General features: G+C 66.9%; 19 protein-coding genes and 1 pseudogene. 10 read left to right on the top strand and 10 right to left on the bottom strand.

The window, feature by feature from the left end:
- The 5 genes from RHOOR87_RS19520 to RHOOR87_RS0118500 all read right to left on the bottom strand — a co-directional run.
- Positions 1–3392, bottom strand: a 3392-nt coding sequence (locus tag RHOOR87_RS19520) for an Hpt domain-containing protein (RefSeq protein ID WP_043796077.1), incomplete at its 3' end; no start/stop codon positions are given.
- A 103-nt stretch (positions 3393–3495) separates the two neighbouring features.
- Complete coding sequence (locus RHOOR87_RS0118515) at positions 3496–5526, bottom strand: methyl-accepting chemotaxis protein (protein ID WP_007507043.1); 2031 nt, start codon at positions 5524–5526, stop codon at positions 3496–3498.
- 130 nt (positions 5527–5656) lie between these two features.
- On the bottom strand, positions 5657–6196 hold the full coding sequence (locus RHOOR87_RS0118510; RefSeq protein ID WP_007507045.1) for a chemotaxis protein CheW: 540 nt from the start codon (positions 6194–6196) through the stop codon (positions 5657–5659).
- On the bottom strand, positions 6193–6564 hold the full coding sequence (locus tag RHOOR87_RS0118505) for a response regulator (RefSeq protein WP_007507047.1): 372 nt from the start codon (positions 6562–6564) through the stop codon (positions 6193–6195). The genes RHOOR87_RS0118510 and RHOOR87_RS0118505 overlap by 4 nt, the downstream gene beginning before the upstream one ends.
- Before the next feature lie 22 nt (positions 6565–6586).
- The gene (locus RHOOR87_RS0118500; RefSeq protein WP_274378359.1) at positions 6587–6997 is read right to left on the bottom strand and encodes a response regulator; all 411 of its coding nucleotides are present in this window, start codon (positions 6995–6997) and stop codon (positions 6587–6589) included.
- 362 nt (positions 6998–7359) lie between these two features.
- On the opposite strand from RHOOR87_RS0118500, the gene gshB reads away from it, so the two are divergent.
- From gshB to RHOOR87_RS0118470, 6 genes are all read left to right on the top strand, one after another.
- Positions 7360–8337 carry a glutathione synthase gene (gene gshB, locus RHOOR87_RS0118495; RefSeq protein WP_007507050.1) on the top strand — a complete coding sequence of 326 codons (978 nt, stop codon included), beginning with the start codon at positions 7360–7362 and terminating at the stop codon, positions 8335–8337.
- The gene (locus RHOOR87_RS0118490) at positions 8334–9203 is read left to right on the top strand and encodes an energy transducer TonB (RefSeq protein ID WP_007507051.1); all 870 of its coding nucleotides are present in this window, start codon (positions 8334–8336) and stop codon (positions 9201–9203) included. Before gshB ends, RHOOR87_RS0118490 begins: the two co-directional genes overlap by 4 nt.
- Before the next feature lie 52 nt (positions 9204–9255).
- The gene (locus RHOOR87_RS0118485; RefSeq protein WP_027485856.1) at positions 9256–9825 is read left to right on the top strand and encodes a YqgE/AlgH family protein; all 570 of its coding nucleotides are present in this window, start codon (positions 9256–9258) and stop codon (positions 9823–9825) included.
- Complete coding sequence (gene ruvX, locus RHOOR87_RS19515) at positions 9822–10271, top strand: Holliday junction resolvase RuvX (protein WP_051357978.1); 450 nt, start codon at positions 9822–9824, stop codon at positions 10269–10271. Before RHOOR87_RS0118485 ends, ruvX begins: the two co-directional genes overlap by 4 nt.
- A 35-nt stretch (positions 10272–10306) precedes the next feature.
- Positions 10307–11233, top strand: a complete 927-nt coding sequence (locus RHOOR87_RS0118475) for an aspartate carbamoyltransferase catalytic subunit (protein WP_007507054.1) — start codon at positions 10307–10309, stop codon at positions 11231–11233.
- Between the two features lie 101 nt (positions 11234–11334).
- Positions 11335–13119, top strand: coding sequence for a hypothetical protein (locus tag RHOOR87_RS0118470; RefSeq protein WP_027485855.1), 1785 nt, complete (start codon positions 11335–11337; stop codon positions 13117–13119).
- A gap of 146 nt (positions 13120–13265) precedes the next feature.
- Here RHOOR87_RS0118470 and RHOOR87_RS0118465 read toward each other — a convergent pair whose 3' ends face one another.
- Positions 13266–14534 (bottom strand): HAMP domain-containing sensor histidine kinase, encoded by a 1269-nt coding sequence (locus RHOOR87_RS0118465; protein ID WP_007507056.1) that lies wholly within the window; start codon positions 14532–14534, stop codon positions 13266–13268.
- The gene (locus RHOOR87_RS0118460) at positions 14527–15219 is read right to left on the bottom strand and encodes a response regulator transcription factor (protein WP_043291942.1); all 693 of its coding nucleotides are present in this window, start codon (positions 15217–15219) and stop codon (positions 14527–14529) included. Before RHOOR87_RS0118460 ends, RHOOR87_RS0118465 begins: the two co-directional genes overlap by 8 nt.
- A 145-nt stretch (positions 15220–15364) precedes the next feature.
- On the opposite strand from RHOOR87_RS0118460, the gene RHOOR87_RS0118455 reads away from it, so the two are divergent.
- On the top strand, positions 15365–17575 hold the full coding sequence (locus RHOOR87_RS0118455) for a TonB-dependent siderophore receptor (protein ID WP_231381839.1): 2211 nt from the start codon (positions 15365–15367) through the stop codon (positions 17573–17575).
- 353 nt (positions 17576–17928) lie between these two features.
- Complete coding sequence (locus RHOOR87_RS0118450; protein WP_007507059.1) at positions 17929–18306, top strand: BON domain-containing protein; 378 nt, start codon at positions 17929–17931, stop codon at positions 18304–18306.
- A gap of 66 nt (positions 18307–18372) precedes the next feature.
- Here RHOOR87_RS0118450 and RHOOR87_RS0118445 read toward each other — a convergent pair whose 3' ends face one another.
- Together RHOOR87_RS0118445 and RHOOR87_RS0118440 are read right to left on the bottom strand one after the other, a co-directional pair.
- Entirely contained in the window at positions 18373–19539 is a 1167-nt protein-coding gene (locus RHOOR87_RS0118445; protein WP_007507060.1) for a PilT/PilU family type 4a pilus ATPase, read from the bottom strand.
- Positions 19540–19692: 153 nt separating this feature from the next.
- Positions 19693–20730, bottom strand: a complete 1038-nt coding sequence (locus tag RHOOR87_RS0118440; RefSeq protein WP_007507061.1) for a type IV pilus twitching motility protein PilT — start codon at positions 20728–20730, stop codon at positions 19693–19695.
- A gap of 368 nt (positions 20731–21098) precedes the next feature.
- Here RHOOR87_RS0118440 and proC point away from each other — a divergent pair, with 368 nt between their 5' ends.
- Both proC and RHOOR87_RS0118430 read left to right on the top strand, forming a co-directional pair.
- Positions 21099–21923: a pyrroline-5-carboxylate reductase gene (gene proC / locus RHOOR87_RS0118435; protein WP_043796072.1), complete on the top strand. Its 825-nt coding sequence runs from the start codon at positions 21099–21101 to the stop codon at positions 21921–21923.
- Positions 21920–22495 (top strand): YggT family protein, encoded by a 576-nt coding sequence (locus tag RHOOR87_RS0118430; protein WP_007507063.1) that lies wholly within the window; start codon positions 21920–21922, stop codon positions 22493–22495. Before proC ends, RHOOR87_RS0118430 begins: the two co-directional genes overlap by 4 nt.
- Positions 22496–23152: 657 nt before the next feature.
- On the opposite strand, the pseudogene RHOOR87_RS19510 reads toward RHOOR87_RS0118430, so the two are convergent.
- A pseudogene (locus RHOOR87_RS19510) lies at positions 23153–23402 on the bottom strand (IS4 family transposase); the annotation flags it as partial.

Below are 23402 nucleotides of genomic sequence, written 5' to 3'. Positions count from 1 at the left end.
TCGGCGGCCAGCTTCTCCGCTGCGACCTGCGCCGCCGCGGCCTGCTCGGCGGCCAGCTTCTCCGCTGCGACCTGCGCCGCCGCGGCCTGCTCGGCCGCCAGCTTTTCGGCGACGGTCTGCTCGGGCTCAAAGGCGCCCAGTGCCGCCACCAGTTCGGCAGTCAGCTCGGCGTGGCGCGCATCATCCGGATGGATGTCCGACAGTTCGTCGGTGTCGGCCGGCACGTCGGCGGATGCCGTTTCGTTCCGTGCCGCCGCGACCTCGGCCATGCCGGCTTCCAGCGAGTCGGCCATGATCGCCTGCTCGGCGTCGACGTTGTCCATCGTGTCGGTGGTTTCTGCCGACTCGGCCTCTTCGGCCTGCGGCTCGAACACGACGTGCGCCACCTTCGATTCGGGATAGCGGTCGCGCATGCGGGTGATCTGCGCGGTGAGCGCATCGGCGTCCGGCAGCTGCGGCTCGACCGCGTCGAACTGGCCCATCACGTGGTCGACCACGTCGACCGCCTGGCCCAGCAGGCGCAGGCCCTCGGAGGACAGCGGCAGGTTGGCGGCGCGCAGACGCTTGAACAGGCCTTCAAGCGGCGACAGCAGCTGCGTCAGCAGCGGGATGTCGACCATCGCGATCGCCCCATGCAGCGTGTGCACGGCGCGCAGCAGTTCCTCGCCGATCGGCAACTCGTCGTCGCTGCGCTGGATCGCGGCGCGAATGGTCTGCAGGTACTGCGCCACTTCACTGCGCAGGATCTCCAGCAGCACCGGATCCACCGGCGGCATCACCGGCATCGCCATGGCCTGCACGGACTCGGCCGGCTCCGGCGTGACGGATGCGGCACTCGCGTCGGTCAGGCCTGCCGTGGGTATGGCCTCGGCCGCCGTGTCGATCCGCGGCACGCGCCGGCGCACCACGCGGCGCACCGTCTCCATCGCCCGCGGTGCGTGGTCCTCCACCCGCGCGGGGTTGCCCGCCGCGAGCTGTTCGGCGGTATGCATGATCGCGCCGAGCGGTGCACCCGGTGCGCCCTCGCCCTTGAGCGCGGCCAGCAATTGCGGCAGCGCATCGATCGCATGCCGCACCAGCGCCTGCGCGTTGTCGTCCGGCTGGATGGTGTTGTCCAGCACGCGATTGAGCATGTCCTCCACTTTCCACGCGAACTCGCCCAGCACGCCGGCACCGACCAACCGGCCCGAGCCCTTCAGCGTGTGGAACGAACGGCGGATGCCGACCAGCGACGAAATCTGCGCGGGATCGGCCAGCCAGAGTTTCTCGGCGCTGCGCAGGTTGTCGATTTCCTCCTGCATCTCCTCCAGGAAAATCTCGCGGATGTCGTCGTCGATGCCCTCGGCATTGACGTTGAAGCCGGTGTTCGCCGCCAGCGCGTCGCGCACCGGCACCTGCTCGACCACCTCCTCCTCGATCTCGATCCAGTCCTGGCCCGACGCGTCGGCCGCGGAGTGATCCAGGGCGGTCGGCGCGGTGGTTTCGGTCTGCGCCAGGCGCAGCCCGTCCAGGTCGTGGGTGGGTGCGGCGGGGGTATGGCTGTCGCCGACGAAGAGCTGCCCCAGGTCCTCGCCCGGCAGCAGGCTGACGGACTCGGACAGTTCGGGGTGTTGCTCGCCCGCAGCGGCGGATTCGACCGGCGCTGCCTCGGGTGCCGTCGGCGCGGCAGACGCCGCGCGTGCCGACGGCAGTGGCCAGTAGCCGAGCAGGCCGAGGCTGTGCTCGGCCACGTCGAGTATGTGTTCCAGTCCGCCGCGATGCTCGCGCGCCGCCTCCAGGTAGTACTCCAGCGCCGCCAGCGCATCGGCCAGCTGGTCCATCTGTGCGCCGCTCGGTACGCGCCGGTCATCCAGCAATTCGTTGCCGATGAAACGGCCCACGCCCTGGGCCAGCTCGGCCGGGCGCGGCGACGACAGCATGTGCATGGCGCCGGCAACTTCTTCCATCAGCGCCGGTGCGCCGGCCAGGCGATCATGCTCCCAGCCGGATTCGACGAACGCGACGATCGCGTCCTTGACCCTGCCGGTGTTGGCGATCGCCTCCTGCATCAGCGTGGTGACCACGCCCAGCGCTTCGCTGCGCGGCAGGCTGGGCATGGCGTCGTTCGTGCCCGCTTCTTCCTCGGAACCGAGACTTTCGATGTGGTCGTCCAGCGACGCCTCGACGTACAGCAGCGCGCCGGCCACGTCGAGCAGGGTCTCCTCGTCGGCCGCGCGCATGCGGTTGGCGATCTCGTCGAGCACCCGGCGCTGTTCGGTGACTACCCGGCGCGGCACCGCCAGCGCCAGCATGCCCAGCGTGTCGCCGACGCGCTCGAGCACTTCGCCCTGCGCGGCCAGCTGCGCCGGATCGCCGTTCTGCTGGCGCAGGAACAGGTCCAGCGCCTCCTTGACGCGCAGCAGGTCGTCCTTCAGCGCGCGCGACACCGAATCGAGCAGTGCGCGGTTGTGCCCGGCCATCGAGCCGCGGGCGTGTTCCAGTTCGCCGGCATCGGGCAGCAGGCCGTCCAGCGCGTACGTGCCGCGCAACAGCTCCATCTGCGGGCTGCGTTGCTTGGCCTGGGCCACGATGTAGAGCAGCTTGCAGGCCACGTCGTCCGCTTCGCCGCCGCGCAGGCTGTCCTCGCCCTGCTCGATCAGCAGGCGGATGTGGCGGTCGACCTTGCCGATCAGCTGGCGGATTTCGCCGGCCTGTCCCTTCAGCGCGCCCTGCTCCAGGCCTTCCAGCACGCCGGCGGCGATCCACCACAGGCGCCGGCCATGCACGTGATGGCAGCGCGCGGTGATCGCCAGCAGGGTCTTGCGCATGTTGACCAGCTGCTGCGCGGCGTTCTGCCCGCGGAACCAGCCCAGCAACTGCTGCTGGAAGCGCAGGCGCAGGTCCACCAGTTCGCCGCGATGCGCCTCGGCGTAGGCTTCGCTCATCGCCGCGGGCGCCTGCTCCGGCAGGAACGCATCGAGGTTCGGGTGGAACATCGCCGATTCGGGCAGCGGCTCCTGCTCGCGGCTGGCACGCAGGTCGTTGAGCAACGGCAGCAGCACCACCGGCACGTCGCGGTGGCCGCTGGACAGCCGTTCCAGGTAGTCGGGCAGTTGCATCAGGCCGCGCATCAGCGCGGCGTAGGCTTCCTCGCGATAGGTGACGTGATCCCCCAGCAGGGCGATGGCGAGCGCCTCCATCTCTGCCGTCACCATCGCCGCGCCGTACAGCTCGACCATCCGCAAGGTGCCCTGCACCTGGTGCAGGTGATCCGCGCAGGTGCGCATGTAGTCGCGCTTGCCCGGGTTGTCGACGTACGACTCCAGCGCCTCGCGGGCGATCGACAAGGTGTCGTCGAGCTCCGGCTTGACCCACTGCAGCGTGGTGAAATCGATGTGGTCTTGAAGTCTCATGCGCCTCTCTCAACGGTTGCACAACGCAAGCATCCTGCAACCACCGAGACTGCCCCCTGTCTTGTGCTTTGCTCAATCGGGCCGGCAACCGGCCCGGCCGATGTCAACCCGGCAGCTTGAAGTGCGCCACCGATCGCCGCAGGTCGCTCGCCAGTTGGGCCAGCGTACCGATCGAGTCGGCGGTCTGGCTCGCGCCCTGCGAGGTCTGCGAAGTGATCTCCTGAATTGCGTTCATTGATACCGAGATATCGGTTGCCGCCGCGGACTGCTCGCGCGCCGCGGTGGAGATGTTCTGAATCAGCGCGGACAGGTCGTGCGACACGCGCTCGATGTCGCCCAGCGCGCTGCCGGCATCCTCGGCCAGGCGCGCACCGGCGACCACCTCGGCGGTGGTCTGCTCCATCGAGTTCACCGCTTCGTTGGTATCGGACTGAATGGTCTGCACCAGCGTCTCGATGCGCTTGGTCGCGCTGGTCGAGCGCTCCGCCAGTCGCTGCACTTCGTCCGCCACCACCGCGAAACCGCGGCCCGCCTCGCCGGCCGAGGCCGCCTGGATCGCCGCGTTCAAGGCCAGGATGTTGGTCTGCTCGGCGATGTCGTTGATCAGTTCCACGATCGAGCCGATCTCCTGCGAGGATTCGCCCAGGCGCTTGATGCGCTTGGAGGTTTCCTGGATCTGGTCGCGGATCGAGTCCATGCCGGAGATCGTCTCGCGCACCACTTCGGCGCCGTGGGAGGCGATCTTCACCGAGCGTTCGGCCACGTCGGCCGACTCGGCGGAATTCTTCGACACATCATCCATCGAGCTGGCGATCTGGTTGATCGCCGAGGTCGCGGTGCTGATCTGCTGCGCCTGCTGCTCGGCCGCGTTGGCCAGGTGGCGGGCGGTGGTCTGGGTTTCCTGCGCCGAGGACGACACCTGCTCGGAGGTCTCGTTGATGGTGGTCACCAGGGATCGCAGCTCGTCGATGGCGTAGTTCACCGAGTCGGCGATCGCGCCGGTGATGTCCTCCGACACCGTGGTCTTCACGGTCAGGTCGCCTTCGGCGAGCGAGCCCATCTCGTCCAGCAGGCGCATGATCGCCTCCTGGTTGCGCTGGTTCAGCTCGGTACTCTGGGCGAACCGGCGGCGCTGGTCGCGCACCAGGGTGATGACCAGCAGCAGGGCGAACGCCACCGCGGCGATCGCACCAAGCAGGCCCCACCACACGTTCGGGAACAGCCGGCGCAGCGGCAGCTTGCCGATCTGCTCGGACAGGTCGTTCGCGCGCAGCAGCACGGTCTGCGAATCCAGCGAGGCCTGGTTGCCCGCGCGCTTCACGTCGGCGATGTTGCCGGCGGCGGCGACCAGCTTGGCCACCGGGTCGGCCAGTTGGGCCCAGCTGGCGTCCATGTCGGTGAGGATCTTGCGCGCATTGGCGTCGTTGATCGGCCGCACGCCGCTGTCGGGGTTGCCCTCGATCAGGCCCTTCAGCACGCTGCCGTACAGCTGCGCGTCGCGCGACAGGCCATCGGCCGCCGACTGGGCACTGTCGCCGCCCTGCAGCACTTCCTGCACGCGGCGGATGATGCGGTCAGCGGACAGCATCTGGCGCGAGGTGCCCAGCATCTGTTCGGAACTGCCGTTGCGCTGCTGCAGGATGTTGACCACCTGCTCCATGCTCGAGTTGAGCAGTGGCATCTGCTGCGAAAGGGTACTTGCGCGCTGGCCGGAGTCGAGCACCACCGCCTTGTTGGAGAGGATCTTGCCGATGTCGGCATCGAGCTGCTTCCAGGAAGCGTCGAGCGCGCTCACCGCACGGCCGGCGGGCGTGGCGTTGTTGTCCGAATACGGCTGCATGCCGCTCTTGGGGTCGCCCTTGTCCAGTCGCTGCACGGCGGAGTCGATCGCGTTGCGGGTGGATTCGAGCTCCTTGAAGGAGTCGGTGTTGCCGTCTGCCGATTCCAGCGCGAACTTCGCCGTCTGCTGCGACAGCACCTGGATCTGCGTGGTCAGCGCGATCGCCTGGCGATCCTCGCCGTTCTTCTGGTTGAGCAGGAAAAAGTCCAGCGCCGCAAAACCGATCGCAATCAGCAGCAGGACAATGAGTGCGGTATAACCGCGTTCCCTGCTGACGCCCCCTGTAGTGCTCATGTTCACCTCATCCGTCTAACTGATTACGCTGCCGGCCCCGCGCAGTGGGTACCGGCCAGGGAATGCTTGTCCCACGTTTCCGGCCCACGCGGGCGCCGGCCCTTCATGTCACTGCGGCCCTGCCCCGATGTCAGGCCGCGGCCTGCCGGAAGTCCGGTGCGCGCACCAGCCGGTTCATGCTGAAAACGGCCAACTGCTGCTCGCCTACCCGGCTGTCGACGAAACGGGCCAGTCGCGGATCTTCCTCGCGCCCCGCCTCGCGCCGCTGCTCTTCGTCCACCGTGCGCTGACCGAACACCTCGTCCACCAGCAGCGCCACGTTGCCGCCGCCCTGGCGCACCACCAGCAGGCGGGTACGGTCGGTGTGCTGGGTGCGATCGCCGAACAGGAAGCGGCCGAAATCGATCACCGGCACCAGGTTGCCACGCACGTTGGCCACGCCCAGCAGCCACGGCTGGGTGCCGGGCACCGGGGTCAGCACCGGCACCGCCAGCAATTCGTTGATTTCGTCGATGCCGCTGACCAGCAGCCGCGAACCGACCCGGAAACCGATGCCGCGCCACAACCCGGGCGCTTCCAGCTTGTCCTGCGTATCCGACGCATGCGCCAGCGACAGTCGCTCGTAACGGGCCAGGATCTCGAACGGGGTGCGGTTGACGTACGGGTTCATTTCTCGCTCGGCAGCAATTCGTTGATGCACGCCAGCAGCTCTTTTTCGTTCACCGGCTTGGTGATGAACGCCCGGGCGCCCTGGCGCAGCCCCCAGACGCGGTCGGTCTCCATCGACTTGGTGGTGATCATCACGATCGGCACGTTCTGGGTCTTCGGGTCGCGCGTGAGCGTACGCGTGGCCTGGAAACCGTTCATGCCGGGCATGATCACGTCCATGATGACCAGGTTGGGCATGTCGGTGCGCACGCGCTCGATGCCCTCCTCGGCGCTGCTGACGGCAACGACCTGGTGCCCGGCCCGCTCAAGCAGCGTGGTGAACACGCGCACGTCGGTCGGCGAGTCGTCGATGATGAGAATGGTGGCCACTGGTCCCCCTCGGAATCTGCAGTCAGTGGCTCGATACCGTGCTGACGTGGCGATGGATGGCACCAAGCAGTTCGTCCCGCGTGAACGGCTTGGTCAGATACTGCTCGGCGCCGACGATGCGGCCGCGCGCCTTGTCGAACAGGCCGTCCTTGGAGGACAGCATGATCACCGGCGTGGCGCGAAACTGCGGATTGTTCTTGATCAGCGCGCAGGTCTGGTAGCCGTCCAGCCGCGGCATCATGATGTCGACGAAGATGATGGCGGGCTTCTGGTCGGAGATCTTGGCGAGTGCCTCGAAGCCGTCGACGGCGGTCAGCACCTCGCAACCCTCTTTTTTCAGCAGGGTTTCCGCCGTGCGGCGGATGGTCTTCGAGTCGTCGATCACCATGACCTTCAGACCGTCCAACTCGTTAGCGCTCATGTTCAAATTCACTCACTCCCCCTGCGGCCCGCCCGAGCTCAGGATAGTCAACAAGACATGCAACAGCCATGCCGGATGGTATGCATGTAAAAAAATGTCGAAAAGGCCAACAACAACCGCTCTAAGACGGTGAATCCAGTGACTTTGCTGTTTACTGCCTGCCCGCCAAGACTGTCAAGCAATAATCGCCGCGCCACCGGCTGCCGCTGCCGGGTGACCCATAGTGGCACCATCTGGCCACCGGCGACAGCGCAGGTCTGCCGGCCTTGTCGCAATTCGACAGCCCCGGCAGCCGCCGCCTTAGTATATCGGCCTGCTATAACGGCCTTGCGACGCATGCCGGCCCCGCGGCGCGTCACCCACGGAGAACCATGATGACCCTTTCGGTCGGCGTGCTGATGGACCCCATCGGCGCGATCAAGGCAGCCAAGGACACCAGCTTCGCGATGCTGCTCGAAGCCCGTCGCCGCGGCCATTCGCTGCACTACTTCGAGCAGGGCGACCTGGCCCTGCGCGACGGCGAACCGTGGGCGCGGATCGCCCCGCTCGACGTGCGCGAGGACCCGCAGCGCTGGTACACGCTGGGCCCGGCGTCCTGGCGCGACCTGCGCGAACTGGACGTGGTGCTGATGCGCAAGGATCCACCGGTCAATGCCCAGTTCATCTACGACACGATGGTGCTGCAAGCGGCTCAGCGCGGCGGCGTCGCCGTGGTCAACGACCCGCGCTCGCTGCGCGACTGCAACGAGAAGCTGTTCTCGCTGGAATTCCCGCAGTGCATCGTGCCGACGATGGTCTCGCGCGATGCGGGTGAACTGCGCCGGTTCACCGCCGAACACGGCGAGGTGGTGCTGAAGCCGCTGGACGGCATGGGCGGGCGCGGCATCTTCCGGGCCAGGACCGGCGACGGCAACCTCAATTCGATGCTGGAAACCCTGCTTGGCGGCGATGCCCACGGCGAAGGGCGGCAATTCACGGTCGCGCAAAGGTACATCCCGCAGATCAGCGCCGGCGACAAGCGCATCCTGGTGATCGACGGCGAGCCGGTGCCGTACGCGCTGGCGCGCATTCCGCAAGGCGACGAGTTCCGCGGCAACCTGGCCGCGGGCGGGCGCGGCGTCGGCGTGCCGCTGTCCGAGCGCGACCGCTGGATCGTGAGCCAGGTAGCGCCCGAACTTCGCCGGCGCGGCCTGCTGTTCGTCGGGCTGGACGTGATCGGCGACTACCTGACCGAGATCAACGTCACATCCCCGACCTGCGTGCGCGAACTGGACGCGCAGTTCGGGCTTAACATTGCCGGCCAGCTGTTCGACGTCATCGAACAGCACGTCACCGGAAACCGTCGAGCGTGAGCGCCACCGCAACCGTCCCTTCGCCGCCCGACCCGATCGGCGCCACCTTGCTGTTCTCGCTGCTGCTGCATGGCGTGCTGCTGCTGGGCATCACCTTCCACTTCGTGAAGCCCACGCCCAGCCTGCCCACGCTGGACGTCACCCTGGTCAACGTGGCCAACCAGCAGGCACCGGACAAGGCGGACTTCCTGGCCCAGGCCAACAACACCGGCGGCGGTCGCAGCGATCGCGCGGCGCGGCCGTCGGACCTGTTTTCCGGCGCGATCCCGCGGCCCGACCCCGGCATCGCCGCGCAGCCGGTCGAAGCCGCCACGCCGCGGCCACGCGAGGCCACCCCGACACGCATGGTCACCACCCGCGGCGCCAGCGATTTCCGCGTGACCAGCGACACCGCGCAGACCGAGGTCGCCCCACACGAACAGACCCCGACCGCCGCCGAACTGAAGCGCCAGCAGGCGATCGCCCAGCTGGCCGCCGAACTGCGCAAGAAGAAGGTGGACTACGCCAAGCGGCCGAAGGTGAAATACCTCACTGCCAGCACGCGGGAATACGCGTACGCCGCCTACATGCGCGGCTGGTCCGACCGGGTCGAGCGGGTCGGCAACCTCAACTATCCGGAGGAGGCCCGTCGCCGCGGCCTGCACGGCGACGTGCTGCTCACCGTGGTGCTCGACCTCGACGGCAGCATCAAGAGCATCGAGGTGATCCAGAGCTCCGGCCAGAAGATCCTGGACGCCGCCGCCGAGCGCATCGTGCGCCTGGCCGCGCCGTTCCCGCCGGCGCCCAGGAGCGCCGAACGCATCGACGAGCTCAACATCACCCGCACCTGGCGCTTCCAGCCGGACAACGTGCTGCAGACACGCTGAACGAAGGCGACGGATGCCTGCGCACGGCGTGCGCTGCGCTTACAATGCGCGCATGACCGCCGTGCAGCCCTCGACCCTCACCGGGCACTTCCTGATCGCCATGCCGAACCTGGCCGATCCGCCGTTCTCGCACGGCGTGGCGCTGCTGTGCCAGCACGACGAGGACGGCGCGGTCGGCCTGCTGGTGAACCAGCTGTCCGAGTATCGCTTCGGCGACGTGCTGGCGCAGATGAAGCTGGAATGCCAGGACAGCGAACTGGCGGACGCGCCGGTGCTGATCGGCGGCCCGGTGCAGCAGGAGCGCGGCTTCGTGCTGCATCGCGAGCCGGGCGACTGGGATTCCAGCTACCGCATCAACGAGCACTGGTCGGTCACCACCTCGCGCGACATCCTGGTGGCGATGGCCGCCGGTGAAGGCCCGCGCCAGGCGATCATGGTGCTCGGCTACGCCGGCTGGGACGCCGGGCAGCTGGAACAGGAACTGATGGCGAACGCGTGGCTCACCGCCGAGGCCTGCGGCCGGGTGGTGTTCGACACCCCGCTGGAGGAACGCTGGAGCGCCGCCGCCGGGCTGGTCGGGGTCGACCCGCGCCAGCTGTCCGGCTACGCGGGTCACGCATGAGTTGCGTGTTCGGCTTCGACGTCGGCAGTCGGATCACCGGCGTGGCGATCGGCAATACCTACACCGCCAGCGCCCGCGCGCTGGCCACCCTCGCGGTGCGTGACGACAATCCGGACTGGCCCCGCCTCGACACGCTGCGCCAGCAGTGGCAGCCCGACACCCTGGTGGTCGGCCTGCCGCTGACCCTGGACGGTGCCGAACAGCCCGCCAGCCGCCGCGCCCGCCAGTTCGCCGTGCAGTTGCGGCAGCGCTACGGCCTGCCGGTCGTGCTGGTCGACGAACGGCACAGCTCGCAGGAAGCTGCACAGCGGTTCGCCGCTGCCCGCGCGGTGGGGCTCAAACGCCGCCGCGACGCTACCGACATTGACGCCGAAGCGGCCGCGGTCATCCTTGAACGCTGGCTTGCCGGCGCTGACACGCCGGCGGCCGACACTCCCGGTCGCTGACCGGACTTCTCCCTTCCACCTCCAGACCCGCCGCCATGAGCCCTCGCCTGCGCCACCTGACCTCCCTGGAAAACCTGCCACGCGAGACGATCGAGCGCCTGCTCGACCGCGCCGAGTCCCTGCGCGATGCCTGCGCGCACGGCACCCGCAAGCTCGACGTGCTGGCCGGTCGCACCGTGCTCAACCTGTTCTTCGAGCCGTCCACGCGCACCCGCACCTCGTTCGAGCTGGCCGCGCGGCGGCTGGGTGCGGACGTGATCAACTTCGACATCGGACTGTCTTCCACCAGCAAGGGCGAGGAACTGTTCGACACCCTGCACACGCTTGAGGCGATGCACCTGGACGCCATCGTCGTGCGCCATAAGCAGTCGGGCACGCCCGACATGCTGGTGCGCCACGCGATGAGCGGGGTCTCGGTGATCAACGCCGGCGACGGCAACCGCGCGCACCCCACCCAGGGCCTGCTGGACGCGCTGACCATCCGCCAGCACCGGCCGGACTTCGACAAGCTCAGCGTGCTCATCTGCGGCGACATCAAGCATTCGCGGGTGGCCCGCTCGGACCTCAACGCGTTCACCGCGCTGGGGGTGAAGGAAATCCGCCTGTGCGGGCCGGCCGAGCTGATGCTGCCGGCGGACGAAGCGCCGCAGATTCGCCGCTACGGCAACTTCGACGAGGCGATCGAGGGCGTCGACGCGGTGATCATGCTGCGCCTGCAGAAGGAGCGCATGGCCAGCATCGAGCTGCCGGACGAGGCGGCGTACTTCGACCACTACGGGCTGGATCGGCGGCGTCTCGGCTTGGCCGCCCCGGGCTGCCTGGTGATGCACCCGGGCCCGATCAACCGCGGCATCGAGATCGCCTCCGACGTGGCCGACGGCGCGCAGTCGCGCATCCTCGAACAGGTCGGCAACGGCGTGTTCGTACGCATGGCCGTGCTCAACGAAGTGCTGGCCCGCTGAACCGCCTCGCCGGGCCGGCGGCAGCCAGCCGCCAGCCACGGCAGCGCCCCGGGCAAGCGGGCATAATGGCCGGCGCACCACTCACCATACTGGGGATCACCATGCGATCGACGACGCGATACATCGCGCTGGGTTTCGCCGGCGTCATGCTGGCGGCCTGCGGGCACAAGGACAAGGATGCACCGCTGGCTTTCGTACCGGCGGATACGCCGTACGTGGTGGCCAACCTCGACATCATGGACGACGCCACCCGCGGCGCCCTGCTCGCCCAGGCGGATGCGCAGTTGCCGTCCCAGCTGGCCCAGCTCGATGCCAGCGCCGAGCGACTGGCCAGGAAGGATCCCGACGGCGCGCGACTGCTGCACGCGCTGCGCGCCGAATTCAACGGCAAGACCATCGAGAGCTTCGCCCAGGGTGCCGGCCTGAACCTCAAGGGCTACTCCGCGTTCTACGGCCTGGGCCTGGCCCCGGTGCTGCGCTTCCAGCTGAACGATCCGGGCGCCTTCGAGGGTTTCGTCGGCCGGCTGGAAACCGCCTACGGCAAGAAGCTCGATGTCGCCCTCGTCGACAAGCAGAGCTACCGCAAGTACGCGTTCCCCGCCTCCGGCACCGAGGTGGTGCTGACCACGGTCAACAAGCAGGCGGTGGCGGCGCTGCTCCCGGCGGATGCCTCGCCGGCGCTGTTGCGCCAGGCGCTGGGGCTGGATCGGCCGCCGCAGAGCCTGCAGGACGATGGCCGGCTGAAGACGCTGGCCAGGGCCAAGGGTTACCAGAAGTGGCTGGTCGGCGAGCTGGATCTGACCCGCGCACTGCCGCTGGCGATCAGCGGCAAGGACCCGCTGATCAGCGCGATCCAGAAGGCGCACGCCGAAGCCATCGCGGCCAAGACCGGCGAGCCAGTCGCCACCCAGCTGCAGACTTCGCCGAGCTGCGGCACCGATGCCGCGCGCATCGCCGCGCGGGTCCCCGCCATGAGCTTCGGTTACACCAGGCTGGACACGAAGCACCAGGACGTGCGTTTCGACGTCGCGCTGGCCGACGACATCAGCAACGCCTTCGCCGGGCTGAAAGTGGCGCTGCCCGGACTGGGCGGCAGCGGCACCGCGCCGTTCGACCTGAGCCTGGCGTTGCCGGTCGCCGAGGCACGCACGTTCTGGCTAGCCCAGGCCGACGCGGTGGCCGCCAAGCCGTTCAGCTGCCCCTCGCTGACCGATCTCAACGACAGCTTCGCCAAGCTCGGCCCGGCCATGCAGAAGGCGGCGATCCCGCCGTTCGGCGACATGCTCGGTCTGCGCATCGCGCTGGATTCGCTGGTAGCGGGCAAGGACGCCGGCCTGCCCACGTTCAGCGGACGCGTGCTGATCGGCACCGGCAATCCCGACGGCCTGTTCGCGATGGGCCAGATGATGGTGCCCGCGCTGGCCGCGCTGAAACCGAACCATGACGGCAAGCCGCTGCCGCTGCCGAAGGACGCGACCGGCATGCTGGGCCAGCCGGCCTGGGTGGCCATGGGCGAGAAGGCACTGGCCTTCGGCATCGGTGCCGGCGAGGACACGCGCCTGGGCGACACTTTGAAGGACCCGACCGGCGACGCCGGCCGGATGGCCCGCATGCACATCAGCGGCGCGATGTACCTGAGCTGGCTGCAGCTGATGGAGCAGAAGATCGACAGCCTGGCCGCCGCCACCGCGGCGATCGGCAAGAGCGACGAGCCGTCGATCGACGACTCGGGCGACAGTGCCGCCGAGACCGCCGCCGAACTGGCCCGCTCCAAGGCCCAGTTCGCTGCCATGAAATCCCAGGCCGAACGCGTTGACCGCATCGACGCCGAAATGCACGTGGACAACGGCGGCATGGTGATCACCAGCCAGACCGCGCTGAAGTAGGCGCCGGTACCCGACGGGGAGCCGGGGCGCTGCGGCGCCCCGGCTTTTTCATGCGCTGCGCCCGGCGTCGAACGCGGCCCTTGCACCACCGGCACCCTTCTTCGTCTCGGCAATGCCCTGAAACAGCTGGGTGGATCAGGGCGTCCCTAGTGCGCAAAGGCCAGCGATGCCGTCGTGCCGGTGCCTCCGCCCGAAGTCAGTTCAAGCGTCCAGCCCAGGTGCTCGCACAAGCGTCCTATGAGTTCCAAACCGATGCCATCGCGGCCCAGTCCAATCTCCCTGGCGTGCCGTGAATAGACGCGGGAGATCTCCACCGCCGTCATTCCATGGCCGGGGTCGGAAATGACGACCTGGGCCGGCAGCTCCAGGCTCACCCGAATCGTGCCGGCATCGCTGTTCTCGATCGCGTTGCGAATCAAGTTTCCGATGGCTGCCCGTACGATCTGCGGCGGTGCCTCGATCCAGACGCTCGGCAATGTCCCTATTTCAAACGCCAAAGCCTTGCCGCTCATCAGGGGGCGGTGGTCGTTCACTATCTCCGGAATCAATGCACCCAGGTCCGTCATTTCGGAATGTTTCAGCAATCGCACGGGGTCCTTCGCCAGGACCAGGACCAGGGCCAGCAGCTCGTCCATGCCTTCGGCCGTTTGGCGGATGCGCTGCAGGTAACGCTGCGTCATTGCGGAAATGTCATGCTGCGAGAGAGCGAGTTCGGTCGAACTGCGGATTACCGCCACTGGCGTGCGCAGTTCATGGCTGGCCATATTCAGGAACGTTCTTTCGCGTTCCACGGCCTGGTCCATCCGTCCGAGATAGTCATTGAATGCCCTCATCACCACACCGATCTCGGCGGATTCGCCCTCGGCGATGACCAGCCTCTGGCCGGATATCGCCGGCCTCAGGTCGACGATGCGACGAGCCAGATCGCCCAGTGGCTTGGTCAGCCGTCCAACGCCCATGGCGGTGGCAAAGGTCAAGAGCGCGACCATGGCGGCGGCTGAACCGATGACGAGCGCATTCAGACCCGATCTGCTGGATCCCATGCCCGATATGTTCAGCGCGAGGACCGCATGGTCTCCTCCGATCGCACGCACCAGGACGACGAACTCCTTGCTGCCGACGACGACCTCGTCATGCACCCCGACATCGAGCGAACGGAATTCGATGGGCGGCTCGTGCCCCACCAGCGTGCCGTAGAGCGTCAAGGTCTCGGAGTCGTTCCACCGGTAGTCGGGGTCGAGTCGGTGACGTTCCAGGAAATGGTCCAGCTCCGTATTGAGCAGGGATTCCCAGACCAATGTCTCGGCCCGCTCGTTGACGAGGTAGCCGTACGCCAACAGCGCCAGGGTCAGGAACAGGCTGTAGATGACGATGCCGCTGACCATCCGCTGCTTGAGGCTGGTCTCCCTACCCATCAATGGCCTCCGAAGCAATGATCCGATAGCCAACTTTCGGCACCGTCTGGATCAACTTGTTTTCGTGGGGTCCGTCGATGGCCTTGCGCAAGTCATAGACATGCGAGCGCAACAAGTCGGAATCCGGCGGGTTGTCGCCCCACAGCGCGGACTCCAGGGTGCCGCGGGCGACGACCAGGGGACTGGCTGTCATCAACAGCGCCAGTATCTTCTTGCAGCTGGCGTTGAGTTGAAGTGCCGTTCCGTTCCGATCGATCTCCTGCGTCGATGTATTGAAGCTCAGGTCGCCGATTCGCAATGTCTTGCCGGCAACACGGCCCTGCGACCGCGCTATCAATGCTTCCACTCGCGCAGCGAGTTCGTCGAAGGCAAAGGGCTTGGTGAGGTAGTCGTCCACGCCGGCGCCAAAACCGGCCAGCTTGTCGGGCAGTTCGTCGCGCACGGTGAGCATCAGGATCGGCAGGTCCGACCCCGACGCACGCAGCCGCCGGGCGACTTCCTTGCCCTCCAGGCGCGGAAGCGTCCAGTCCAGGACCATCGCGTCGTAGTTGCCCGTCTGCGCCAATTGCAGGCCGACAACGCCATCGGGTGCTGCGTCGAGCGTATAGCCGCGCGGCTCGAAGAACGCGAACAGGTTCGAAACCAGACCGTGGTTGTCTTCGACGACCAATAACCGACTGAGCATGGGTATCCAAAGGCGAGAGGGCCGGGAAGAAGCAGGCCGGAATGCCGGGCCAGACAAGAGCACACGTGGGACACCGGGGACCCGTCAGCGGGCTGTCTCCGACAAAAATCCGACATCACGACGCGTATCTTAATACGAATCATTCTTGTCTTCATCCCCGCTTGAACCTGCCTTTCATCCCTTCCGGAGCATCTCAATGAGTTCTCTCTCGCGCCCCTCGACGAGTGCTGTCGCTCGCGCCATCTGCCATGCCCTGTACGGCCTGCCGCTCCTGGCTGCCGCATACGCGGCCCCTGCGATGGCGCTCGATGCGGCGGCCGCGGACGCGGCCCGCGATGTCAAAACGCTGGGTACCGTGAAAGTCCAGGGCGAGTACCGGGGCTATGACGTAAAACGCAGCGCGACGGCCACCCGGACCGACACGCCATTGCTGGACGTGCCGCAGTCGATCACGGTCGTCACCGACGACCTGATCCGCGACCAGTCGATGCAGACCATGGGCGATGTCGTTCGCTACGTGCCCGGCGTGCAGATGGCGCAGGGCGAAGGCCACCGTGACGCGCCGATCCTGCGCGGCAACACCTCCACTGCCGACTTCTTCCTCAACGGCGTGCGCGACGACGTCCAGTACTACCGGGATCTGTACAACGTCGAGCGGGTCGAAGTCCTCAAGGGTCCGAGCGGCATGATCTTCGGCCGCGGCGGTTCCGGTGGACTGATCAATCGCGTCACCAAGCAGGCCAACTGGACCGATGCCGGTAGCCTGAATCTCACGCTGGGCTCGTGGGACGGTCGCCGCGTTACCGGCGATTTCAACCACGTGGTCAAGGAATCTGTGGCGTTCCGGATCACGGGCATGTACGAGAACGCGGACAGCTACCGCGACTTCGCGCATGTCGAGCGCTGGGCGATCAACCCGACCCTGACGATCCGCGCCAGCGATGCCACTACGCTCGCATTCGGCTACGAGCACTTCGAGGACGATCGCGTGACCGATCGCGGCATCCCGTCCCAACTGCCGCTGCTCGGCCGTCCGCTGCCGACCGGCAGTTCGACCTTTTTCGGCAAGCCGTCCGACAGTCCGATGTGGGCGCGCATCGATGCGCTGAACTCGGTGATTGCGCACGACTTCAGCGGCGGCGCCAGGCTCACCAACACCACGCGCATCGCCGACTACGACAAGTTCTACCAGAACGTATTCCCCGGCGCGTACACGGCAGCCAGCGGCCGCGTCGCGATCAGCGGCTACAGCAATCTGACCGGCCGCAAGAACTTCCAGAACCAGACCGACCTGACCTTCTCGGCCGGGACCGGCTCGCTCAGTCACGAATTCCTCGTCGGCCTCGAACTCAACCGCCAGGAAACCGACAATTTCCGCAACACGGCATTCTTCCCGGCGGTGGGCCCCGACGCACGGGGCGATTTCGTCACGATCCAGAACCCGATCTACACCGGCCCGGTCGTGTTCCGCCAGGTCGCCAGCGACGCCGACAACCGCAGCGTGGCCAAGACAGCCGGCGCCTACGTCCAGGACCAGATCGAGTTCTCCCCAAAGTGGAAGGCCATCCTGGGCGCACGCTTCGACCGCTTCGATGTCACCCTGCACAACAACCGCAACGGCGTCGAGCTGTCCAGCAGCGACAACCTGCTCTCGCCACGGGCGGGCTTGATCTTCAAGCCGCAGGAAAACGTTTCGTTGTACGCGAGCTACTCCATCGCCTACGTCCCGCGCGCTGGCGAGCAGCTGGCGTCGCTGACGGCCACCAATCGCAACCTCGACCCGGAGCGTTTCAAAAACGTCGAGATCGGCGCGAAGTGGGACGTCAACGACCGCATGTCGGCGACCGCCGCGATCTATCGCCTCGACCGCACGAACGTCGCGATCGTGGATCCGAACAACCCGGCGCAGCAGATCCTGGTCGACGGCCAGCAGGTCAAGGGCGTCGAGTTGGGCGTGGCCGGCCGGGTCACCGATTCCTGGCAGATCATGGCCGGCTACGCCCATCAGAACAGTGAGGTGCAGACCCCGGGCGCAACCAACGGCAAAGAGCTCGGCCAGGTGCCGCGCAACTCGGCTTCGATCTGGAACCGCCTTGATTTCAACCCGCAGTGGGGCGTAGGCCTCGGAGCCGTCTATCAGGACAAGGTGTTCGTGTCGACCGACAACGCCGTCGTCCTGCCGGGCTTCACGCGGGTGGATGCCGCAGTGTTCTACACCGTCAACAGCAGCTTCAAATTGCAGTTGAATGTCGAGAACGTGCTGGACAAGAAGTACTACGCGACGGCCCACAGCAACAACAACATCATGCCGGGTTCGCCCCGAGCGGTGCGTCTGGGTCTCAATCTGACGTTCTGATTGATACAGGAACCAAGGCAAGGGCGCCCGACCGGCGCCCTTTCTTCTTTTTGACGCCGCTCGGCAGCCCGCCTTCCCCCAAGCCGACGCGCTGACGGCGCCTCGTCCTTGTTCGATCCCCATACTTCCGCGTAGAACGGGGCACAGCGGCGCCCCGGCTTTTCATGCGCAACGCACGGCATCCAACGCGATGGCAACATCGCCATGACCTGCCTTTCGCCTCCGTAATCCCGCGCTGAACCGGTGCCCGCGCAAGCTACGCAGCGTTCACGGCCCGGCTGTTGCCATGGCGATGACCGCATCCGCCTGTCGCTCCGGCCGGCGGGCATCGTCATCCCACCAAGGAGATCGCCATGCGCACTTCCACGATCCGCCACAGCTTGTATGCCACCACCCTCGTGTTCGCCTTCGCAGCCATCCCGTTCGGCCAGGTCGCCGCCCAGGACGCCGGTGCGCACATGCAGCAGTCCTCCGAGAACCAGACCGTGCCGGACAAGGCGGCCGATGCCTGGATCACCACCAAGGTGAAGTCCGAGTTCGGCACCACCAAGGGCATCCCGGCCACCGACATTTCGGTGTCGACCCACGACGGCGTGGTCACGCTCAGCGGCACGGTCGCCTCGCAGGCCCAGAAGGAGCACGCCGAACGTGTCGCCCAGCGCGTCAAGGGCGTGAAGAGCGTGGACGCCAGCGGCCTGACCGTCGGCGGCACGCCGCCCGCGGAGAAGTAGCCGGCGACGCACCGGCGAAGCGCAAAAAAGGCGCCCGCAGGCGCCTTTTTTGCCGGGGCAGCCGCTTCAGCGGTTGAGGAAATTGCTGCTGAAGTTCTGCGCGTCGCGGCTTTCCTCCAGCTCGACGCCTTCCAGGCCTTGCGACAGGGTATGCGCGTCGCCGCCCTGGGCCAGCTTGATGCGCAGGCGCACCTCGTTGGAGCTGTCGGCGTAGCGCAGCGCGTCCTCGTAGCTGATCTCGCCGGCGTGGTACAGCTCGACCAGGCTCTGGTCGAAGGTCTTCATGCCGAGCAGGGTGGACTCCTTCATCACCTCCTTCAGCTTGTGGATCTCGCCCTGGCGGATGTAGTCCTGCACCAGCGGCGTGCCCAGCAGGATCTCCACCGCGACCCGGCGCGCCTTGCCGTCGGGCGTGGGGATCAGCTGCTGCGCCACGATGCCCTTCAGGTTGAGCGACAGGTCCATCAGCAGTTGCTGGCGGCGGTCCTCGGGGAAGAAGTGCAGGATGCGGTCCATCGCCTGGTTGGCGTTGTTCGCGTGCAGCGTGCACAGCACCAGGTGGCCGGTTTCGGCAAAGGCGATCGCGTGGTCCATGCCCTCGCGGGTGCGGATTTCGCCGATCATGATCACGTCCGGGGCCTGGCGCAGGGTGTTCTTCAGCGCGTTGTCCCAGCTGTCGGTGTCGATGCCGACCTCGCGCTGGGTGATGATGCAGCCTTCGTGCTTGTGCACGTACTCGATCGGGTCCTCGATGGTGATGATGTGACCGGTCGAGTTCTGGTTGCGGTAGCCGATCATCGACGCCAGCGAGGTCGATTTGCCCGAGCCGGTGGCGCCGACGAAGATGATGATGCCGCGCTTGGTCATCGCCAGCTGCTTGATCACCGGCGGCAGCGTCAGCTCCTCGATGGTGGGGATCTTCGACTCGATCCGGCGCAGCACCATGCCGACGCAGTTGCGCTGGTAGAAGCACGACACGCGGAAGCGGCCCACGCCCTGCGCGGAGATCGCGAACTGGCACTCGTGGGTCTTCTCGAACTCCTCGCGCTGGCCCGGCGTCATCACGTTGAGCACCATGTCGCGCGCCTGCTGCACGCTGAGCGGACTCTGCGTGATCGGCACGATCCGGCCCTGCACCTTCATCGAGGGGGCGACGCCCGCCGTGATGAACAAGTCGGAGGCCTTCTTGTGCACCATCAGCTTTAGGAATGAGGTGAAATCGAAATCGCTCATGGCACTACCCCGGCAGTCGCGAATGGAGAATCGGGAATCGAGAAACCCACGCATGCCGCAAACCGGTTGCGGGAGCCAGCGCGTTCAGGCCGAAGGCAGGCGCGGCCCTCCGCTCTTCAGCGATTCGCGGCTTCCCGTTTCCGATTCCCGGCTTCACTTGAAGCTGTCCTTGTTCTTGGCGTAGGCGGACGCCTGCTGGCGCGTCACCAGGCCGCGCTTGACCAGGTCCTGCAGGCACTGGTCCAGCGTCTGCATGCCGAACTGCTGGCCGGTCTGGATCGACGAATACATCTGCGCCACCTTGTCCTCGCGGATCAGGTTGCGGATCGCCGGGATGCCGACCATGATCTCGTGCGCCGCGATGCGCCCGCCGCCGACCTTCTTCAGCAGCGACTGCGAGATCACCGCGCGCAGCGACTCGGACAGCATCGAGCGCACCATCGGCTTCTCGCCGGCGGGGAACACGTCGATGATGCGGTCGATGGTCTTCGCCGCCGAGCTGGTGTGCACGGTGGCGAACACCAGATGGCCGGTTTCCGCCGCGGTCAGCGCCAGGCGGATGGTCTCCAGGTCGCGCAACTCGCCGACCAGGATGTAGTCGGGATCCTCGCGCAGCGCCGAACGCAGCGCCTCGTTGAAGCCGAGCGTGTCGCGGTGGATCTCGCGCTGGTTGACCAGGCACTTCTGCGAGGTGTGCACGAACTCGATCGGATCCTCGATCGTGAGCATGTGCCCGTATTCGTTCTTGTTGATGTGGTCGACCATCGCCGCCAGCGTGGTCGACTTGCCCGAGCCGGTCGGGCCGGTCACCAGGATCAGGCCCTGCGGCTGCTCGATCAGCTCCTTGAAGATGCGCGGGCAACCCAGGTCCTCCAGCGTCAGCACCTCGGAGGGAATGGTGCGGAACACCGCGCCGGCGCCGCGGTTCTGGTTGAACGCATTGACGCGGAAGCGCGCCAGCCCGGGGATCTCGAACGAGAAGTCGGTCTCGTAGAACTCCTCGTAGTCGCGCCGCTGCTTGTCCGACATGATGTCGTAGATCAGCGAGTGCACCTGCTTGTGTTCGAGCGCGGGGATGTTGATCCGGCGGACATCGCCATCGACGCGGATCATCGGCGGCAGCCCGGCGGACAAGTGCAGGTCCGAGGCTTTGTTCTTCACCGAGAAGGCAAGCAGTTCGGCAATGTCCATGAAGTCGTTTCCCCTCAACCGATCGTCTGGATGGCATGAATGCGTATGCCACATCCGGGGTCGGATGACATTCGCAGGCGTGGTGCGCCGAAGCGCATGGCATCCGGTGCCACGACACCACCTGGACGAACTACCCGCAGCCCCCCTGTAGCCGCGTCGATACTACTCGCGCAAGCGGCTGTGCGGCCAGTCTTTCCACCGCCCACGCGCAAACTGTCGACCCGGTTTGCGCACCCGGTCGAAAAATCGCCAGCCGATCCGACCAGGCTGCCTGCGGCGAGCTGTCGCCGACAGCCCATCCGGCAAAATCCGTCGCCGTCGCGCCGGCTCCGGTAAGGTACGTGGTCTGGACGGACGAGGAGCCCTGCATGACACGACTTGCCTTCATCGGCGGCGGCAACATGGCGCGCAGCCTGATCGGCGGCCTGCTGAACACCGGCGTGGCGCCGGCCACCCTCAGCGTGGCCGAGCCGCTGGCCGAGGCGCGCCAGGCACTGGGCCGCGACTTCGGCATTGCCTGCTACGCCGAGAACCGGCTGGCCGTGGCGGACGCCGAGGTCATCCTGCTGGCGGTGAAGCCGCAGGTGATGCCGGCGATCCATGCCGACCTGCGCGACATCCTGCAGCGCCACCGGCCGCTGCTGATCTCGATCGCCGCCGGCGTGCGGCTGGACCAGTTGGAGCGCTGGTTCGGCAGCGGCCTGCCGATCGTCCGCTGCATGCCGAACACGCCAGCGCTGATCGGCGCCGGCGCCACCGGCCTGTGCGCCAACCACCGGGTCAGCCCGGCGCAGAAGGCGCAGGCGCAGCACATCCTCGATGCCGCCGGGATCACCCGCTGGATCGACGACGAGGCGCTGATGGACACGGTCACCGCGCTGTCCGGTTCCGGCCCGGCGTATTTCTTCGCCCTGGTCGAAGCGCTGGAGGCCGCCGCGGTGGCGCAAGGCCTGCCGCGCGGCACCGCGCGCGCGCTCGCCGCACAGACCTGCCTGGGTGCCGGCCGCATGCTGGTCGAGGGCGGCGAGGATCCGGCCGCGCTGCGCCAGCGCGTCACTTCGCCGCATGGCACCACCCAGGCTGCGCTGGAAAGCTTCGCCGCCGACGGCCTGCCGCACATCGTCGCCCGCGCCGTCGCCGCCGCCACCCGCCGCGGTGTGGAACTCGCCGCCGAACTGGACCAACTGCCGTGAGCTATCTGCTGAATGCGCTGTCCATGTTGATCGAGCTGGCGTTCGATGCGGTGGCCGCGCTGCTGCTGCTGCGCGCGGCCGCCGAAGCCTGCCGCGCGGACTTCCACAACCCACTGAGCCAGTTCGTCTACCGCACCACCAACCCGGTGCTGGCGCCGATCCGCCGCGTGCTGCCGAACTGGCGCCGGATCAACCTGGCCGCCCTGCTGCTGGCGTGGCTGGCGATGCTGCTCAAGCGCCTGCTGCTGTTCGCCCTGCTCGGCGCGATGCCGCACCCGCTCGGACTGATCGTGCTGGCGCTGGCCGAACTGCTCGACTTCGTGCTGCTGTGCTATCTGGTGCTGATCTTCGGCTGGTCGCTGCTGAGCATGTTCGCGGTGGACCGCCGCCACCCCATGCTGCAGCTGGCCGGCAGCATCGTCGCCCCGTTGCTGCGCCCGCTGCACGGCAGGCTGATCGCCGGCCAGATCGACTTCGCACCGATGGCGGTGATGATCGTGCTGCTGCTGGCGCGGCTGCTGATCGCCGCCCCGCTGATTGACCTCGGTGCCCGACTGGCCATGGGCGCCTGAGTTTTCCTCGCTGTGTAGCGGACGATTGTCCGTTCGTGGAATGAGAGCTTTGAAGCGAAGAGCTTTCGTGCGCCTTCGGCGCCCGAGTTACTTTCTCTTTGCGTGGCCAAAGAGAAAGATAACCAAAGAGAAAGGCCACCCCGCTTGGCGCTTGCCGGGCCTCCTGCCCGGCAAGTCCGTGAGCCGGGGCCGGGCTTTTCGAGCGGGCATCGTGCCCGCGCGAAAAGGCGAGTCCATCCATGGACTCGCCCGCTGTGCGGCCTGTCGTTCCCGACTCACCGCCGCGCAAGGGACCCCGGGTAGAGCAGCGGGCCATCATGGCCCGCACTCGGTGATGAAGCTGACAAGCAACAGCCACAGCAAAGCGTCGCGTTGCTGTGGCTTCGCTCCTGCTCTTGATCTGGCTCCTCTGAAGAGTGCGCGCTGGGAGCGCGCTGCTCTACCCGGGGCCCCTATGGCGCGGCGGGTGGGCGGAGGAAAGGCCCCGCAGGGGTGGCCGGCGGGGATGCCGGCCAGTTCGACGTCAGGGCAGGAGCCCTGTCGGCGAACCCCCGTAGCCCACCCGCGCACCCGCAGGGCAGGATGCCCGGAGGGCGCGCCATCGGGGTGGCCTTTCTCTTGGGTTACTTTCTCTTTGGCCACGCCAGTACTGTCCGGTTAATCGGGGAAGAGAATCAATTGGTTAGCAGGGTCGCCGGTAGAACTCTGTGGTTCTTGCTGCTGCAGGGCGCATTCCAATGGGGTTTGTTCAAATAGCGTCACGCTCAGGATCTGTAGAATTTCGTAGAGCGAAGCCTTCAGGTGCAGGCGCTTGCGCACGATGGCGATGAGCACATAGACCGCAACGGCGATCCACACCTGGGTCTTCACGGCATTGAGTGAGGTGCCGAAGAATGCCTTGATATGC

The sequence above is a fragment of the Rhodanobacter sp. OR87 genome, assembly GCF_000473345.1.
Classification (GTDB): domain Bacteria; phylum Pseudomonadota; class Gammaproteobacteria; order Xanthomonadales; family Rhodanobacteraceae; genus Rhodanobacter; species Rhodanobacter denitrificans.
This window is presented reverse-complemented; position numbering and strand designations above follow the sequence as displayed.